Genomic DNA, 16100 nt, shown 5'->3' on the forward strand with positions numbered 1-16100 from the left:
CGATACCATGGCCAATTTCCTCTGTAATTGTCAATAGACGGCAGTTTGCATTTTGGTGGAAACATCCTATGAAGAAGAGCGGCGCCAGCCAAGGTGCGGCTTGTCATCGAGGGCTGCTTGGGAATGCGCAAACCTACTCTGGAAGAAGTCGCGATCGAGGCAGGCGTCAGCAAAATGACGGCGTCGCGCGCCCTTCGCGGTTCCGCCGATGTCTCCAAGGAAACCCGTGAGAGGGTCATCGAGGCGGCGACGCGGATGAGCTATGTGGGCAACCGGCTGGCGCTCTCGCTTTCCTCTCAGCGTACCAATCTGGTCGCCGTCGTCGTGCCCAGCATGTCGAACATCGTTTTTCCCGAAGTTCTGGCCGGCATTTCCGCCGGGCTGGATGGCTCCGGCATGCAGGCCGTGTTTGGCATATCCGACTATGACGTCGCCAAGGAGCGCGACATCATCCGCGACATGCTCTCCTGGCAGCCTTGCGCCATCATCGTGACCGGTCTGGATCAGCCGGAGGAGACGGTGAAATTGCTACAGCACGCGAATATTCCGGTCATCCAGCTCATGGATCTAGATGGCACGCCCATCGATCTCAATGTCGGGCTATCGCATGGCGGGGCGGGTGAGGACATGGCAAGGGCGCTCGTTGGGGCCGGCCGCAGACGGTTCGGCTATGTCGGCAGCGCACTCGAGAAGGATCTGCGCGCGGGCAAGCGCAAGGCCGGCTTCGAGCGGGTGTTGCATTCGTACGGCCTGCACTTCGTAAACCAGTCGGTCGATGACGCCTTTTCCTCGATCTCCTTGGGGAAGCGGCTGACGATCGCCATGCTCGCGGCCGTTCCCGATCTGGATTGCATTTATTATTCCAACGACGATATGGCGAGCGGCGGATTGTTCGCCTGCATGGAGCTGGGGGTTGCCGTACCCGAAAAGATCCTTATTGCAGGCTTCAACGGGCTGGATCTCGTCAACTCCCTGCCGGCGCCGATCGCGACCTCTCGTTCGCCAAGGCGCGCCATGGGTGAGATTGCGGCGCAGTTGGTCCGTCAGGCGGTGGCGGGCGCTCAGGATGCCCGCCAGAAAACGGTTGTGTTCAAGCCGGTGATTACAGGAATTGACGGCTACGATGATGCGCCGGACGAGCCGGAGACCGCGCGCTTGCGTTCATGACCAGCATCATGTGGGTCCGGCGCGGTTGTTGCTTCAGCCTTTGTTAGATCGATGGTGATATTGGCACTACGTGATCTTCTCAAACGGGGGATATTTGAGAATGCATCGCCCCCAACAATTGCTTTTTGCCCTTACCTTCACTGCCATGACAGCCGTTTCATCAAGCATATGGGCCGCCGGATTTGAGAACATTATCGTCTCGACGGAGAAAGATGCCGACACGACCCAGGATAGCTTTGCCCCGGATACACCGAAAATCTTTGTTTCGGCTGAACTCACCGAGGACGTCCCCGCCGGAAGCACGGTGAATATCGCCTGGATCTCCGTCGATTCCGCGTTGACCAAGCCGAACAGTGGCTGGCCGGTCGGGACATACAAGATCGAATTCTCTGTCGACGGCAAGCCGATGGAGTCGGTCGGTTTCGCCGTCAAATAGGGCCTGGGGTGTTTACGCCTGCAGTATATGCCTGCGCGTCAGCTCCTTGAGCATGTCCACGTCGCGTTTCTCTATCGCGTCGACCATCAGCTGATGTTCGTGGCCCGACTGCTCGATGCGGGCGCGGGTGCGCCATTGCGATACGGGCGCCGATGACGTCCGCTGCCGGATCTCCGTGATCAGCTCGACGAGTTCCTGATTGCCGGCGAGCGCCAGCAAATGCCGGTGAAAGGCAAGATTGGCTTCGTAGAGCTCAAGCATGGTGCCTGTCAGCACCAGCTCGTCGAAGCGCGAGGCGAGCGCCCGCAAATTCGCGACATCGTCCTCGCCGGCGTTTGCGACGATGCGGTCGCTGACCGCCGTTTCGAGGATGACGCGGATGTCGCTGACTTCCTGAGCGCGGCGCCCGTCCTGCTCGTGCACATGATAGCCGCGATTGGGAACATGCTCCACCAGCCGCTTCTGCACCAGCCTGTCGAGCGCGCGGCGCACTTCCGGCCGCGTACAGTTGTATCGTCGTTCGAGATCGATCTGCTTCAGCCATGTTCCGGGCGGAAGCCTGCCGGCGAGGATATCCTGGAGAATGAGCTCGGTCACATCCGGCGTCTCCGCCTCTTTTGCTCGCGCTGTCGCTTCAGCTTCCAGCGAATTCATGTAGCTCTCCCAAGCCTCCAGATTTCCGCGATGACTATCATAGGTTCCGGCTCATCAACAACGACGTGCCCGTTGTCCCTGCCGAAAAAATATTCATGCACATCTCTTGCGCACCCATTTCAATTGGCACATAAATTGGTGCCAATTTGATATCCATTACACGAGGCGGATGCAAGTCCATGCAAAATTCTGATGCGGTCTGGGAAATCGTCGAGAGAAAACGCGCGGCGTTCTTTGCGCTCAGCGATCGGATTTGGGATATCCCAGAGACGAACTATCTCGAATATCAATCCGCCGAAGAACATGCTCGCATGCTTGAGAGCGAGGGCTTCCGGGTGGAGCGCGGACTTGCCGGCTTGCCGACAGCAGTTATGGGAGAGGCAGGCGAGGGTGGACCTGTCATCGCGATATTGGGTGAATTCGACGCGCTGCCGGGATTGAGCCAGGAGGCCGGAATCGCCGAAGAGCGCCCCTTGATCAGCGGCGGCAATGGCCATGGTTGCGGTCATAACATGCTCGGCTCCGGATCGATGCTGGCGGCTGCCGCCGTCAAGGATTTTCTTGCCGAAAACGGTCTGAAGGGCCGGGTGCGCTATTACGGTTGCCCCGCGGAAGAGGGCGGTTCTTCCAAGGGCTTCATGGTGCGGGCCGGCGTCTTCGATGACGTAGATATCGCGATTTCCTGGCATCCGGCAGCCTTTGCCGGCGTCAACAATCCGATCTCGCTCGCCTGCAATGAAATCAATTTCCACTTCTCCGGCCGCGCCTCGCATGCCTCGGCCACACCTCATCTCGGTCGCAGCGCGCTCGATGCCGTCGAATTGATGAATGTCGGCGTCAACTACATGCGTGAGCACATGCCCTCGACGGCGCGTATTCATTACGCCATCACCGATGCGGGCGGTGCGGCGCCGAATGTCGTGCAGGCGCGGGCGACAGTCCGCTATCTGGTTCGCGCGCGGACCTTGCCGGAGCTTCTGGTGCTGGTCGCGCGGGTCAAGAAAGTAGCGGAGGGCGCCGCGCTGATGACCGAGACGACCGTTCGTAGCGAGATCATCAGCGGCGATGCCAATCTGGTCGGGAACACGCCGCTCGAGGAGTGCATGTTCTCTCACCTCGAACGTCTTGGGCCGCCGGTGTTTGATGACGAGGACCGGGAGACGGCGCGCAAATTCCAGCAGACCTTCAGTGCTGAGGATATCGCAGCCTCCTATGGTCGTTTCGCGCTGAAGCCGAAGAAGGGCCAAGCGCTTTGCGAGGAGATTTTTCCGCTGAATGCCGGTGATGGCACGCTGGTCGGCTCCACGGATGTCGGAACCGTCAGCTGGGTCGTCCCGACCGTCCAGATGCGCGGCGCCACTTATGCGATCGGCACGCCGGGGCATTCCTGGCAGCTTGTCGCCCAGGGTAAGTTGCCTGTGGCGCACAAGGGAACCGAGCATGCAGCCAAGGTGATGGCGAGCACGGCTACCGATCTCATCCGCAATCCGCAGCTCATCGAGGCCGCCAAGGCCGACCACAAGGCGCGGCTCGAGGGCACGCCTTTCGTCAATCCGATCCCGGACGACGTCAAGCCGCCGCTCCCGGAGACGGCCAATGGCTGAGCTGGCCCTGAAGCCCGATCGCGAGCGCCTGATGGCGCATATCACAGAGTTTGCCCGCCGGGTGAAGCTCTCGGGGACGCCTGAGGAGCTCGAAAGCTTCCGCTATCTTCAGGCGCAGATGGATAGCTATGGCTATCGCACGCAGCTCTTGTCGCACGACGCCTACATCAGTCTGCCTGGCGCGGCGAAAGTGGAGATCGACGGCAAGAGCCTCCGTTGCATCACGCATTCCATGTCGGTGCCGACATCCGCGGCCGGAGTAACCGGCGTTCTCGTCTATGTCGGCGAAGGTAGTAAGGCGGATTTCGCGGGCAAGGACGTCGCCGGGAAAATTCTTCTGGTGGATGGGATCGCGACCGAGGAAGTGGCAGCACTTGCAAGTGCTGCCGGTGCTCTCGGCCAGCTTCATGTCAGTCCGAACGAGCATCTCTACGAAATGTGCGTGTCGCCGGTCTGGGGCAGCCCGTCGCAGCATACACTGGTCAATCTGCCGACCACGGTCATCTGCACCATAGCCAAGGAAGACGGCGATCGCTTGCGCATGCGGCTTGCGAACGGCGAAAAAGTGCAGGCGACGCTGACGGCGGAGGTGGATACCGGGTGGCGCAAGACGCCGCTGCTGGTGGCCGAACTTCAGCCGACCGGCGAGGATGCGCCATTCGTCCTCTTTTCTGGGCATCACGACACCTGGCATTTCGGCGTCATGGACAATGGCGGCGCCAATGCGACGATGTTGGAAGCTGCCCGCCTGCTTGCCCTTCACGCGGCTGATTGGCGGCGAGGGCTGCGCATATGCTTCTGGTCCGGCCATTCGCATGGCCGTTATTCCGGCTCGGCCTGGTATGCGGACGAATATTTCGACGATCTCGATCGTCGTTGCGCGGTGCATGTAAATGTCGACTCCACCGGCGGCAAGGGGGCAACAGTGCTCACCAATTCCGGCGTGATCGACGAGTTGCGGCCCCTCGCTTCGGACGTGATCGAACGTGTCGCGGGGCAGAAGCATGCCGGCAGGAGGCATGGACGGGCTGCGGACCAATCCTTCTGGGGTGTCGGCATCCCCTCGATGTTCGGCAGCCTCAGCCATCAGTCGCCTGGTCCGGTCAAGATGCTGACGGCGCTCGGATGGTGGTGGCATACGCCGCATGACACGGCCGCACATATCGACCCCGATAATCTGATCCGCGACACACAAATCGTCCTCGAGGTCCTGTGGCGGCTCTTGGCGTCGCCCGTCCTGCCGCTGGATTACACCGTCTATGCCGCAGCGCTCGGTGAACAGATCGCGCGCCTGCAGACAGGGCTTGATGGCCGCATCGACATTTCCGTTTTGGTAAAGGCGGTTGATGAGCTGAACGCCAATGCGAAGGCCATTCTTGAGGCGGGCCATGTCTCCGTCGACAGGGCGGAGCACATCAATGCTTCGATGATGCGCGCCGCGCGCCATCTGGTGCCGCTGAATTATACGAGCGGCGAGCGCTTTCACCACGATTCCGCCCTGCCGCACCCTGCCTGGCCTTCACTGGAGGGGCTGCGTGCGCTGACCTCGTTGCCGAAGGGGGCGCCGGAGACGGCCTTCTATGCCGTTCATGCGCGCCAGGTCAGAAATCGTGTTGCTCACGCGCTGAGAGAGGCCAATGCGGCGCTCGGATCGGCGCTGAACGACTGATCGCGACAGGCCGCCAAATCTAACAACCGGCTGCGCAAAGTGGCTGTAAAAAAAGGGAACTGAAAATGAAGAACAAAAGCCTGCTTGCCGCCGTGTTCGGGGCTATTGTCGTTCTGGCTCCGCTTGCCGCCGGCGCCAAGGATTGGACGCATGTCAAAGTCGGCATCGAGGGCGCTTTTCCGCCCTGGAACCTGATGGACTCCAGCGGCAAGCTCGCCGGTTTCGATGTCGATCTGATCAACAATCTCTGCAGCCGCGCCAAGGTCGACTGCGAGCTGATCGCCGGCGAATGGAATGCGATGATCCCGAGCCTTAATGCTGGCAAGTTCGATCTTGTCATGACGCTCGGCATCAACGAGAAGCGCAAGCAGGTGGTCGATTTCACCGTTCCCTATGCCAGCGGCGTCGCGAGCTTTTTCCTCTTGAAGGATGGCCCGGTTTCCCCGCTGCCGATGACGGGCGAACGGCTGAACCTGAACGACAAGGCCAAGGCCGATCCGGTAATGGCTGAAATCGGCAAGTCCTTGAAGGGCAAGACGATCGGCGTGGTTCAGTCGACCAGCCAGGAACAGTTGATCACCGCCTATTTCGGTTCCGATGTCACCGTGCGTGCCTATAAGAGCTCCGGCGAGCGCGATCTCGACTTGAAGGCAGGACGTGTCGATGCCGGTTTTGACAGCGGCGTCTATGAGACCTCCGTTCTGGGCAAGCCGGGCAACGAGGACCTGATGATGTCGGGGCCGATGGTCAAGGGCGCGATGCTTGCGACGGAAGTGGCGCTCGGCATGCGCAAGGGCGAAACGGATCTGAAGGCCAAATTCGATGAGGCCATCAAGCAAGCCGCTAAGGATGGGACGATCAAGCAGCTCTCGGAAAAATGGAGCAAGATCGACCTTACGCCGACGTTCGACGCCAATTGAATGCCCTCGCGAGACATCGTCCCTAGCTGAGGCTTAGACAATGATACGATTTGCCAGAATCTGCTCCACTCGGGCAGCACCATGAACCAGCCAGGCATATTCGAACTTGCCGGCTTCGGCCCGGACGGCTGGGGGCATGCCCTTCTCGCCGGGGCGTGGATGACCATCCTTGTCGCGATTGCCGGCTATGCGGTCGGCGCCTTCATCGGGACCTTCGGTGCCTGGGCGAAGATTGCCGGCAATCGCTTTGCGCGCACGGTGGCCGATGCCTACACAACCGTATTGCGCGGCATTCCCGATCTGCTGGTCATTTACCTCTTCTATTTCGGCGGAAGCGCCGTCGTCACGGCGATCGGCAAGCTTTTCGGGGCGGAAGGCTTTCTTGGTTTTCCCGGATTTCTTGCCGGCGCGCTTGCCGTGGGCGTCACCTCGGGAGCCCAGTTCACGGAGGTGCTGCGGGGCGGGTTCAAGGCGGTGCATCCCGGTGAAATCGAGGCGGCTATTGCCTGCGGCATGTCGCGCGGCTTGCGCCTGCGCCGCATCATTGCGCCGCTGACGCTGCGGCATGCGCTTCCCGGCCTCGGGAATGTCTGGCAGGTCGTCCTGAAGGAATCGGCGCTGGTGTCGATCACCGGCGTCGCCGAATTGTTGCGCCAGGCCCAGGTCGGTGCCGGCTCGACCGGGCTTCCATTCGATTTCTACTTGATTGCCGGCGTCATCTACCTGATGATCTCGACCCTTTCGAGCCTCATCCTTCAACAGGCCGAGCGGCGTTTGTCGCGCGGTGTGAGGAGGCGCTGATGGATTGGCAATTCCTTGAAGAGACCTTCGTAAGTCTCATCGGCGCGCTCCCTCTGACGATCGAGCTTGCCGTGACATCGATCTGCCTCGGCGCCATCCTGGCGCTGCTGCTGGCGCTTGCGCGCCTTTCCGGCATCGCCGTCCTCGATTGGTTCGCGCGCCTCTATGTCTTCGTCTTCCGCGGTACGCCGCTGCTGGTTCAGATCTTCCTGATCTACTATGGCCTCGGCCAGTTTCCCGCCATACGCCATAGTATCTTCTGGCCATTCCTGCGCGAGCCCTATTGGTGCGCCGTCCTGGCCTTGACCTTGAACACCGCTGCCTATGCCAGTGAGATCATTCGCGGCGGCCTGCTCTCGGTACCGCACGGGCAGGTCGAGGCCGCTCGTGCCTGCGGCATGCATCGCATCATGCTGTTTCGCCGCATCGTGCTGCCGCTCGCCGTTCGTCAGGCCTTGCCGGGCTATGGCAACGAGATGATCTCGATGGTCAAGGCGACCTCGCTTGCCTCGATCATCACCCTGATGGAGGTGACCGGTGTTGCCGCCAAGATCATCTCGGAGACCTATCGCGCGATCGAAGTCTTCGTCGTCTCCGGCGCCATCTATCTTCTGATCAATTTCTTGCTGACGCGTCTCATCCAGCTTGCCGAATACAGGTTGAGCCCGCATCTGCGTCCCCCTCCCTCCAGTACCCGCTCCACCACCGAGGCAGTTGCCGCAGGAGATCCGCAATGATCGCCATACCAGTCGCACTCAGCGTGCGCGACATGCACAAGAGCTTCGGGCCGGTCGAAGTCCTGAAAGGCATTTCACTCGATGCTCTCGAGGGTGACGTCGTCTCCATTCTCGGCTCTTCCGGTTCGGGCAAATCCACCTTCCTGCGCTGCATCAACCTTCTGGAGACGCCCGATTCCGGCGAAGTGAGGGTGGCTGGCGAAACGATCCGCATGCAGCGCAACGCCCGCGGTGCGCATCGTCCGGCGGATGGCCGGCAGGTCGATCGCATTCGCTCCCAGCTTGGAATGGTGTTCCAGAGCTTCAATCTCTGGTCTCACAAGACCATCCTCGAAAATGTCATCGAGGCGCCGATTCACGTTCAGCGGCGCTCGCGGGCGGAGTGCGTCGAGGAAGCGGAAGCCTTGCTTGCCAAGGTCGGCATTGCCGACAAGCGCGACTTCTATCCGGCGCATCTTTCGGGTGGTCAGCAGCAGCGCGCCGCCATTGCGCGGGCGCTCGCCATGCGGCCGAAGGTCATGCTCTTTGACGAACCGACCTCTGCTCTCGATCCGGAGCTCGTCGGGGAAGTCCTGCGCGTGATGCGAGCGCTGGCCGAAGAGGGGCGCACCATGCTCGTCGTCACGCATGAGATGGGCTTTGCGCGTGATGTCTCCAGCCGCGTCATCTTCCTGCATAAGGGCGTCGTCGAGGAAGACGGCAGGCCACAGGATGTCTTTGCCGGCCCGTGCTCCGAGCGCTTCCGCCAGTTCATCAGCAAATGACCAGTCAAGCTCAATCAGAAAAGGGGAACTCGATAATGAAATACCTTACCGGAATTCTCGCGGCCGTGATGATGGTCGCCACACTTGCCGTCTCGACGGTCGTGCGCGCGGAGGAAAAGAAATGGACGCATGTGACGATTGCGACCGAAGGCGCTTTCCGGCCATGGAACTTCACCAAGGCCGACGGAAGCCTGGATGGCTATGAAATCGAGCTGATCAAATATTTCTGCGACCATATGAAGGTCGAATGCACGACCGTCATCCAGCCCTTCGACGGCATGATTCCCGCGCTCAATGCCGGCAAGTTCGATGCCATCATTTCGGGCATGTCGGCAACCGCCAAGCGCGAGGAAGTCATCGCCTTCAGCGATTCCTACGGCACGACCGGCCAGACTTTTGCGACGCTGAAAGATTCCCCGCTTGTCGGCCTGCCGCTGAAGGGCGAAGTCTTTTCACTGGCGACGGACGAGGCCGGAGCGGCTGCGGCGGTAAAGCAGCTCGAGCCGATGCTCAAGGGCAAGACGATCGGTGTGCAGACGGCATCGATCGCAGCGACCTTTCTCGACAAATACCTCAAGGGCGTGGCCGATATCCGCGAATACAAGACCACCGAGCAGCACGATCTCGATCTGAAGGCCGGTCGCGTCGATATCATCATGGCGTCGATGGCCTATCTCTCGACGGCGGCGGCAAAGCCGGGCAACGAGGACATGATCGTTGCCGGGCCGCGCTTCCAGGGCGGTCTTCTCGGCCGTGGCAGCTCCGTCGGCTTGCGCAAGGAGGATACGCAGCTGAAAGCGATGTTCAATGATGCGATCGCGGCTGCCAAGGCCGATGGCACGATCGCCAAGCTGTCGGCGAAATGGTTCGGCTTCGACGTCACGCCGAAGTGAGGCTTTCCATGGTGGGGTGAATGTGATGGACCTGACGGCCGGTTACCGCCGTCGGGCCGTTACTCCGGTGACCTTTTCAGCGATGTACCGGTTGCTCCGCCCTACATTCTGCAACAAGATTTCCCATAAATTTCACCGGTTAGAAACATTCGGAAACAATCGGAGCCAAATGATCGGATAATTACCCAGGCAGAGAAATCACCTTTGTTGCGGAGTCCGATCGCCGATGCTTCTTCTAAATCCATGGCGGCGAGAAAAGCTGAGCCATATCGTTGTGACGACCTTTCACGAGGAGGGTTATCGCGATTACGGCAAAAAATGCATAGAGACATTCCTCACTCACTGGCCGAAGGACATCTCCCTCGTTGTCTATGCCGAGAATGTCGTGATCGAGGAGAAGGATCGCCGCCTTCTGGTGTTCGACCACAATGAAACCTTGCCGCGGCTGCGTGATTTTCGCAAAGCCTACGGTGAAAATCCGCAAGCCAACGGACTGCGCCCCTCGGCCAATGGCTTGAAACGCGATTTTCGCTGGGACGCCGTTCGGTTTTCCAACAAGGTTTTTGCGGTCGCCGATGCCATCAGGCGCTATCATACCATGGTCGATCAACTGATATGGCTCGATGCCGATACGATCACCCATAGGGACATTCCAAGAAACTTCGTCGACAAGATCGCGCCGCGTGGAAACCAGCTTGCCGCCTATTTGAACCGGAGAATATATCCGGAGTGCGGATGGGTGGGGTACAATTTGCGCCATCGCGAGATATTGACCTTCGTCGAACGTTTCGAAGGCGCCTACACGTTGGGCTATTTTCTGACCCTGAAGGAAAGCCACGACAGCTTCGTCTTCTGGAAGGTGCTCCAGCAGATGGAGGGCGATGGGGAAGCTCGTTTCAAGCGGCTCGGCTCGAACCTGACGAAGACCCATGTCTTCATCAATAGCGTTCTGGGCAGCTATATGGATCACCTCAAGGGAGACAGGAAGCAGGCCGGAAAGAGCCGCAGGAGCGATCTGAAATGGAACCGGCGCGAGGCCTGGTGGCGATAATGACGGATAATCGCGCTAGCGACGGACTCCGCATCCGCATTTTGTAGGTAGCTACTGCATATAGGCGAGTTGTCATTATCTCGCGCAAGCGGCTAATCTGGATGGGACAAAGAATTCGGAGATTCATGTACGCCAATTCGATTCTGCCTGCAGATGTCGCCGTGGTGCTGGGGTTGATGTGGAACATCATCGCCTCGCTCGCCGCCTTTTGGGCCACGGGAAAATATCCACGCATGCGTTTGGTTTTTCATGGGCTCGCCTGCTTCGTTATCCTGCTCTCCCCCTTGACGGCGATGATCCTCGGTTTGCCCGGTCTGCTTCCCGAGGAGGAAGAAAGCCCAGGAGCGCGTTTTGTGTTTTTGCCGCTTATCTTTGAGGCGGCAATCGTCCTGCTGCTATATTGTTTGGCTGGAGCAATGCTGCTTCAAAATCGGTTCATTCGGCGATGGCGGACTGGCGCCGTAGCGATCAATCCCGTTAAGCCACCGCGGAAGTCATCGCGCGCATCTTCAAGCCCCGTCGCATGGTCGCGCCACCGGGGCAAGGGTCTCGGATAAAGCGAGTGCCTATTCTCGATGTGATTTGGGTTGGATCGGTTCTCTTGCCGCTCCGTCCGTTGTGTTGGCATGAGGGATCGTCAGAAAGGCCTCCAGCGTCTGTACGATGCTGGTCGACCTGTAAGATATCGAGTCGACCTCGGAGCTTTGCAGGATCAGCGAGCGGATACGATCCATGAGAGCGGCATCCGGTGGTTGGCCGTCACCCACCATTTCGACCTTGATATAGACTGAAGACATAGACCCCCCGTCGCTGTCTCATTGTTTATTTCCAGCCACTCGCAACGTGTCCATCAGGCGTGGACCGTTACCATATCAGCAATTTATCATATTGCGAATAGACCCCAGTATGCCATGGTACGGTGCGGCGATTAAGCGACGCTGAATTGCTACTCATGCCGGCGGCAATTCTGTCGAGATCGGTTGATGTGACGCTGGGGCCATGATGCGCCCCGTTTAAAACTCTGCACAGCCGCGATCGCGTTCAGGCAGAGTTCAGGCGAACCGTCGTATTGCTACCTGTGTCCAATAGATAGGAAATGGGGGTAAGGGAATGTTTGAACGTTTGGTACGACTCTCTCGCGTCGCCTTGGTAGGGCTGGCCGCGATGCAATTGATGACCTCGGTCGCAATGGCGCAATACTACGGCGGCGACGATGATTACGGACCGCCGCGATGGCAGCGTGACCAGGGCCGGGATTGGAATCGCCCGCCAAGAGGCTGGGATCGCGATCGCGAGCGGGGCGGCTGTGACCGCGGCGAACTCATGCGGGCCGCGCGTGCGGAAGGTTTTCGGCGCATCGATTCGGTCCAAAGCGACGGCCGACGCATAGTCGTTCGCGGCTGGAATGATGGCGGCCCCGACCGCATGGTCTTCGCCAATCGGCGCGGTTGCCCGTCTCTCAACTGATGCTCAAAGTGTGTTGTAAGCTGGAGCCGATGGTAAATCGGCTTCCGCTTACCTCCGCACATACACCCCTTCCATTGGCTGGAAGGATGGGCTTGGCCCTAGCTCTTCAGTTATGGTTGTTCGTGGCGCGGGCAAAGCTTAGGCAATGGCGAATTTTGTTTTCGCAGGGTCCGTGCTGGGGTCATGCCGGGATTTGACCGGCACGTCGATGCCGTCGGCCTGCCACTTGATCATGAAATGCCAAGAGACACCCCAGGCATCCCGCACCCGGCCGTATGGCTCCGTCGAACGGCCTTTGCTGAGCGCATCCCGTAGTCGGTCTGCTTCAGCCTGCGCCTCGCATTCGACGGTAATCTGGGAGTTGTGGTCGAAGCAATCGAATGGCCCCGCCTCTAAGCCCACATATGCTCGATCGCCGAGCGTAAAGCCTGCGAACTTGACGCTAAGGGCCGGTCCGTTTGGATCGCTGTCCAGAATGTTCGACACCCACCCGATCGATGAGCCAGGGATCAGCGACGTATAGAATGCGATCGCCGCTTCCATATCCTGCCGAAACCAGAGATGTTGTCATCGGAGGCTTCCTCCTTCGTGACCCGGCCTGGATTGGCACGCGGGCTGAGGGAAAGCGGTCGTTTAATTATAATTCATGCCGCCGACGGGCCGCTTTGTTGTTGGTTTTGTTGAGCGGCGGCGCCGGCGGCATGACAGAAGAGTTACCGGAACCCGTGCGCGCTCACCCCTGCGACGCGCGGACGGCTATGCAGAACTAATTTCCCGTAACTCTTCCAGCAAGCGCCATGACGTAGTCGTCTGCTATATCTGCCAAGGTCAGAGCGACCTCCGGCTCGTTCCAGCCTGCGGCAAGCACCACCTGCACGAAGTCTCGAAATGCTACTGCAAGGACTTCCTCCCGCTCGACAGCGCGGTAGGCGTCGGTGGTGGAATGTTGCGGCCTGCTGATCTGTATTGTCTGACGGGCGGATACCATTAATATGCTCCCCAAAGATCGTTTTACTGGACGCAGAGTACATTCGTCATGTACTCAGCCTTTTTAGCTGCACGGTTATTCTGCTTCTTTTTTAATGGGTTACGCGTAGCCTGTCGTTAGCCACGCATCCGGAAACTTGCAGCAGCGTACATTTTCGCAATCACTTAACTATGATCCGGAGGCTTTGGAGGGGAGCGGTCGTCAATGCATGCGCTCATGCCACGCGAAACATCGGCGCGTCCGGTGAATTGATGATCTATATGAGATGCCCGCAGCGTTCAGCGGCTGTGACCAAGCGTTCTCAGCCATTCTTCGAAAGAATGAGCCCCCTCGTCGTCTTGCGATAGCGGGAATGGGCGCCCGAGATAGGGCTGCGAGATAAGATTCCTGGCCTCACGCGGGCTGTAGCCGAACTCCTTGCTGAAGGCGCGGCTGAAATGTGCGGCGGACGAAAAGCCGACTGCATAGGCGATGTCGAGGATCTGTTGCCGATTGGAGGGGTCGCTGAGCGCGGCATGCGCGGATAGAAGGCGGCGCCGCTGAATATAGTGATGCACACCACCATCCTGTTCGAAGATCTGATACAGTCTGGTGCGGGACATGCCGAGCTCGCGGCATATCTGCTCCACCGTCAGATCGCTCGCGGCAAGATTGCGCTCGACGAACCGCCGCACCCGCTCCATCAGGGCAAGGGTGCTATGGTGTTCAGTGTCGGCAGACTGTGCCGCCGAAGCTGCAGCGCCGGCCCAAATTATCCCGCGCACGGTTTGGACAACATGGGGCAAATCCGTCGCTACAAAGTTTGGAAGATTGGCTACGATACTATCGAGATACTCGATCAGCAATCTGGTGAAGGTCCCCGAAAGGGCAGTATTGTTTTTGATCTCGACTGCGGCAGGGGCGTCGGACAGCAATGCACGCGGCAAAAAGAGCGACAGAGTTTCGGCGTCGGTGGAACGCCCCCGAAAGGGGTGTCCTAGCGATCGCAGTTCGACCTTGCCCGGCTCGCCTTCGCTGACATACCCATCCACCTCCGTCCATGTCCGGCCGCTGCGCAGCACGGAAACATGCCAGTGATCGATGAGATCCGCTTTTACCTTCGCTTGCGAGCGCATGTAGCTGTGGGCTGGCGCACTCTGCTCAACGATCAGCATGCCCCCCAAATTCCATGCCGTGTGGTCGGCGACAAATCCGGTTTCCCGCGGGGCGTTGTCTGGAAGCCGAGTGTCTACGAGGGGCGCCACATACGCCTGCCATGCAGCAAATTGTGTTTCCGGTTCAAGATCATGTGTGGAGAACAGCAACGGCTTCAGTATTGAAGGTGCTTGTGACTCTTCGCCGCCAACTTTCGGCGGACGCGGAAAGCGACGCCTATCGCGCGGCGAGGTCTTCGTCTCCTCGCTCCGCGCATCTTTCTTGGTTTCGACCACGGGAGATTCTTCTTCGCGTCGAAAGTCAGGCAATCTGGCCTCCCCAAATGGCGTCAGGACAGAACAGAATCGTCATCGTGAATCCGCATCCATTGTTAGCGCAAAATCGCACTCTGTTAAATCGGAGGTCGTCCAAGCCTGTTCCGGGTCGTCGTTTTCGCAGAGACAGCCTGCCGTAAGTTGTGCTGAGGCCTCGCATATTACGCCTCCCACACATTCATTTGTTGCGGACTTTGAAAAAAACAAGGCTGGAGGGAATGTTAGCCTATCGCTCCCACGGGAATTGCCCGAAGGTTTCGATAGGTCGGCCCGATTCGTTGCCGTCTGCCGCCAGCTAAAGAATACTAACATGTCGACCATATTGCCGCCAAACGGGAGTGATGCATTCACAGGCGCGCTTGTCGTTAAGGCCGACATGCCGGCTACCTCCACCTGACGCGAAGGCATCTGACATATGATGATAGATAGGCGCTCCTTCCTGATCGCAACAACCCTTGCGATGATGTCCACGAGGGTACGGGCGGCACCATCGGATACCAGCATCCCGCTATGGCCAGGCCTGCCTCCGGGCGGCGGCGGACCATCGGGACCTTTCGAAAGCGATGGCAAGGGCGCCTTCAGCAATATAGCTGTGCCAAGTCTTGAGGTTTTCTCGCCTGCGCAAGCGAACGGAGCCAGCATCCTCATTGCCGCCGGCGGCGGCTATAAGCGTATCGAGATGGAGAAGGAGGCTTATCCGGCTGCCCGCTGGCTGACGAACCGCGGCATCACCGCTTTTGTTCTGGCCTATCGCCTGCCGAGAGAAGGATGGAATGACGGCCCGCTGGCACCGCTTCAGGATGCACAACGCGCCCTGCGCATCATTCGAACCCAGGCGGAGCGCCGTCGGCTGGATCCCTCGCGTATAGGGGCTCTCGGTTTCTCGGCCGGCGGTCATCTGATCGGTCTGACGGCGGCGCGGTCGGCCTTCGCGTCCTACCAGCCGATCGACACGATCGATCGCCAATCCGCGCGTCCCGATCTGGCAACGCTGATCTATCCGGTCATCACGCTTGAGCCACCCTATGACCACACCTCCGCCCGCCGTTCAATGATCGGCAGTCATCCGGATGCGGAAGCCAGCGCGGAGTGGTCGGTCGAGACGCATGTCCGCTCCGGCTGTCCGCCAGTCTTCCTGGTGCAGGCCGAGGATGATCCGATCTCCGATCCGGCAAATACGCTGATCATGGCGGATGCCTGCCGAAAAGCGGGTGTTCCGGTCGAGCTGCATCGGCTTCCGCGCGGCGGCCACGGCTTCGGCATGGGAAAGCCGGGGACGCCAAGTGCCGGCTGGCCCGATTGGTGGGAGCAGTGGCTGCGCGCCAATCGTCTTCTGTCATGAGGAACCGCACGGACGGCGTTTGCGCTGTCGATATTTCTCGATGCAGCAAAGGGCGCCTTTCGCGGCCCTTTGCAAAGCCGGTCTGAAACTATTCCGTTTTTGTTGTGCCTTCGAGCGGGCTGTCGGAGTAAGGTCGCC

The 16100-nt window shown here is 59.5% G+C and carries 17 protein-coding genes and 1 pseudogene; 13 read left to right on the top strand and 5 right to left on the bottom strand.

All coding sequences use genetic code 11. The features are described 5' to 3' along the window. Window positions 1-123 precede the first annotated feature (123 nt). Window positions 124-1167, top strand: a complete 1044-nt coding sequence (locus tag FHT28_RS07675) for a LacI family DNA-binding transcriptional regulator (protein ID WP_168595907.1) — start codon at window positions 124-126, stop codon at window positions 1165-1167. A gap of 100 nt (window positions 1168-1267) precedes the next feature. Further along, complete coding sequence (locus FHT28_RS07680; protein ID WP_168595908.1) at window positions 1268-1603, top strand: hypothetical protein; 336 nt, start codon at window positions 1268-1270, stop codon at window positions 1601-1603. A gap of 12 nt (window positions 1604-1615) precedes the next feature. Here the strand turns inward: FHT28_RS07680 and FHT28_RS07685 are convergent, their stop codons facing one another. After that, on the bottom strand, window positions 1616-2257 hold the full coding sequence (locus FHT28_RS07685) for a GntR family transcriptional regulator (protein WP_037191551.1): 642 nt from the start codon (window positions 2255-2257) through the stop codon (window positions 1616-1618). 179 nt (window positions 2258-2436) lie between these two features. Between FHT28_RS07685 and FHT28_RS07690 the strand changes: the two genes are divergently transcribed. The 9 genes from FHT28_RS07690 to FHT28_RS07730 all read left to right on the top strand — a co-directional run bounded on the left by FHT28_RS07690 (window position 2437) and on the right by FHT28_RS07730 (window position 11253). Beyond that, a complete protein-coding gene (locus FHT28_RS07690) occupies window positions 2437-3861 on the top strand; it encodes a M20 family metallopeptidase (protein ID WP_037191549.1) in 1425 nt (474 codons plus the stop codon). Continuing rightward, window positions 3854-5530 (top strand): M28 family peptidase, encoded by a 1677-nt coding sequence (locus FHT28_RS07695; protein WP_168595909.1) that lies wholly within the window; start codon window positions 3854-3856, stop codon window positions 5528-5530. The genes FHT28_RS07690 and FHT28_RS07695 overlap by 8 nt, the downstream gene beginning before the upstream one ends. Before the next feature lie 65 nt (window positions 5531-5595). Continuing rightward, window positions 5596-6450, top strand: a complete 855-nt coding sequence (locus FHT28_RS07700) for a transporter substrate-binding domain-containing protein (protein WP_168595910.1) — start codon at window positions 5596-5598, stop codon at window positions 6448-6450. 81 nt (window positions 6451-6531) lie between these two features. After that, the gene (locus tag FHT28_RS07705) at window positions 6532-7251 is read left to right on the top strand and encodes an ABC transporter permease subunit (protein WP_168595911.1); all 720 of its coding nucleotides are present in this window, start codon (window positions 6532-6534) and stop codon (window positions 7249-7251) included. Continuing rightward, entirely contained in the window at window positions 7251-7988 is a 738-nt protein-coding gene (locus FHT28_RS07710; protein ID WP_168595912.1) for an ABC transporter permease, read from the top strand. Before FHT28_RS07705 ends, FHT28_RS07710 begins: the two co-directional genes overlap by 1 nt. Then, a complete protein-coding gene (locus tag FHT28_RS07715) occupies window positions 7985-8752 on the top strand; it encodes an ATP-binding cassette domain-containing protein (RefSeq protein WP_168595913.1) in 768 nt (255 codons plus the stop codon). The genes FHT28_RS07710 and FHT28_RS07715 overlap by 4 nt, the downstream gene beginning before the upstream one ends. 35 nt (window positions 8753-8787) lie before the next feature. After that, on the top strand, window positions 8788-9645 hold the full coding sequence (locus tag FHT28_RS07720) for a transporter substrate-binding domain-containing protein (RefSeq protein WP_113118579.1): 858 nt from the start codon (window positions 8788-8790) through the stop codon (window positions 9643-9645). Window positions 9646-9871: 226 nt separating this feature from the next. Further along, window positions 9872-10696 (top strand): hypothetical protein, encoded by an 825-nt coding sequence (locus tag FHT28_RS07725; RefSeq protein WP_037191520.1) that lies wholly within the window; start codon window positions 9872-9874, stop codon window positions 10694-10696. A gap of 125 nt (window positions 10697-10821) precedes the next feature. Beyond that, window positions 10822-11253 carry a hypothetical protein gene (locus FHT28_RS07730; RefSeq protein ID WP_037191517.1) on the top strand — a complete coding sequence of 144 codons (432 nt, stop codon included), beginning with the start codon at window positions 10822-10824 and terminating at the stop codon, window positions 11251-11253. 9 nt (window positions 11254-11262) lie between these two features. On the opposite strand, the gene FHT28_RS07735 is transcribed toward FHT28_RS07730, so the two are convergent. Continuing rightward, the gene (locus tag FHT28_RS07735) at window positions 11263-11493 is read right to left on the bottom strand and encodes a hypothetical protein (protein ID WP_168595914.1); all 231 of its coding nucleotides are present in this window, start codon (window positions 11491-11493) and stop codon (window positions 11263-11265) included. Window positions 11494-11806: 313 nt separating this feature from the next. On the opposite strand from FHT28_RS07735, the gene FHT28_RS07740 reads away from it, so the two are divergent. Further along, the gene (locus tag FHT28_RS07740; protein ID WP_047555513.1) at window positions 11807-12163 is read left to right on the top strand and encodes a hypothetical protein; all 357 of its coding nucleotides are present in this window, start codon (window positions 11807-11809) and stop codon (window positions 12161-12163) included. 138 nt (window positions 12164-12301) lie between these two features. Here the strand turns inward: FHT28_RS07740 and FHT28_RS07745 are convergent. The 3 genes and pseudogenes from FHT28_RS07745 to FHT28_RS07755 form a co-directional block, all read right to left on the bottom strand. Beyond that, window positions 12302-12715 (bottom strand): annotated as a pseudogene (locus FHT28_RS07745) (VOC family protein); the annotation flags it as partial. Between the two features lie 214 nt (window positions 12716-12929). Continuing rightward, window positions 12930-13151, bottom strand: a complete 222-nt coding sequence (locus FHT28_RS07750) for a hypothetical protein (RefSeq protein WP_037191508.1) — start codon at window positions 13149-13151, stop codon at window positions 12930-12932. Between the two features lie 278 nt (window positions 13152-13429). Then, a complete protein-coding gene (locus tag FHT28_RS07755) occupies window positions 13430-14581 on the bottom strand; it encodes an AraC family transcriptional regulator (protein WP_037191506.1) in 1152 nt (383 codons plus the stop codon). Window positions 14582-15080: 499 nt separating this feature from the next. Here FHT28_RS07755 and FHT28_RS07760 point away from each other — a divergent pair, with 499 nt between their 5' ends. Beyond that, on the top strand, window positions 15081-15962 hold the full coding sequence (locus tag FHT28_RS07760; protein WP_246704826.1) for an alpha/beta hydrolase: 882 nt from the start codon (window positions 15081-15083) through the stop codon (window positions 15960-15962). The last annotated feature ends 138 nt before the right edge of the window (window positions 15963-16100 follow it).

It is taken from the genome of Rhizobium sp. SG570, assembly GCF_012275345.1.
In the GTDB taxonomy this organism is placed as follows: Bacteria; Pseudomonadota; Alphaproteobacteria; order Rhizobiales; family Rhizobiaceae; genus Rhizobium; species Rhizobium lusitanum.

Bases quoted from the DNA above. Each gene is read 5' to 3' on its own strand.
- FHT28_RS07715 (WP_168595913.1), top strand. From the start codon at position 7,985: ATGATCGCCATACCAGTCGCACTCAGCGTGCGCGACATGCACAAGAGC.
- FHT28_RS07740 (WP_047555513.1), top strand. From the start codon at position 11,807: ATGTTTGAACGTTTGGTACGACTCTCTCGCGTCGCCTTGGTAGGGCTG.
- FHT28_RS07720 (WP_113118579.1), top strand. From the start codon at position 8,788: ATGAAATACCTTACCGGAATTCTCGCGGCCGTGATGATGGTCGCCACA.
- FHT28_RS07680 (WP_168595908.1), top strand. From the start codon at position 1,268: ATGCATCGCCCCCAACAATTGCTTTTTGCCCTTACCTTCACTGCCATG.
- FHT28_RS07730 (WP_037191517.1), top strand. From the start codon at position 10,822: ATGTACGCCAATTCGATTCTGCCTGCAGATGTCGCCGTGGTGCTGGGG.
- FHT28_RS07760 (WP_246704826.1), top strand. From the start codon at position 15,081: ATGATGTCCACGAGGGTACGGGCGGCACCATCGGATACCAGCATCCCG.
- FHT28_RS07750 (WP_037191508.1), bottom strand. From the start codon at position 13,151: ATGGTATCCGCCCGTCAGACAATACAGATCAGCAGGCCGCAACATTCC.
- FHT28_RS07710 (WP_168595912.1), top strand. From the start codon at position 7,251: ATGGATTGGCAATTCCTTGAAGAGACCTTCGTAAGTCTCATCGGCGCG.
- FHT28_RS07675 (WP_168595907.1), top strand. From the start codon at position 124: ATGCGCAAACCTACTCTGGAAGAAGTCGCGATCGAGGCAGGCGTCAGC.
- FHT28_RS07735 (WP_168595914.1), bottom strand. From the start codon at position 11,493: ATGTCTTCAGTCTATATCAAGGTCGAAATGGTGGGTGACGGCCAACCA.
- FHT28_RS07695 (WP_168595909.1), top strand. From the start codon at position 3,854: ATGGCTGAGCTGGCCCTGAAGCCCGATCGCGAGCGCCTGATGGCGCAT.
- FHT28_RS07705 (WP_168595911.1), top strand. From the start codon at position 6,532: ATGAACCAGCCAGGCATATTCGAACTTGCCGGCTTCGGCCCGGACGGC.
- FHT28_RS07690 (WP_037191549.1), top strand. From the start codon at position 2,437: ATGCAAAATTCTGATGCGGTCTGGGAAATCGTCGAGAGAAAACGCGCG.
- FHT28_RS07725 (WP_037191520.1), top strand. From the start codon at position 9,872: ATGCTTCTTCTAAATCCATGGCGGCGAGAAAAGCTGAGCCATATCGTT.
- FHT28_RS07685 (WP_037191551.1), bottom strand. From the start codon at position 2,257: ATGAATTCGCTGGAAGCTGAAGCGACAGCGCGAGCAAAAGAGGCGGAG.
- FHT28_RS07700 (WP_168595910.1), top strand. From the start codon at position 5,596: ATGAAGAACAAAAGCCTGCTTGCCGCCGTGTTCGGGGCTATTGTCGTT.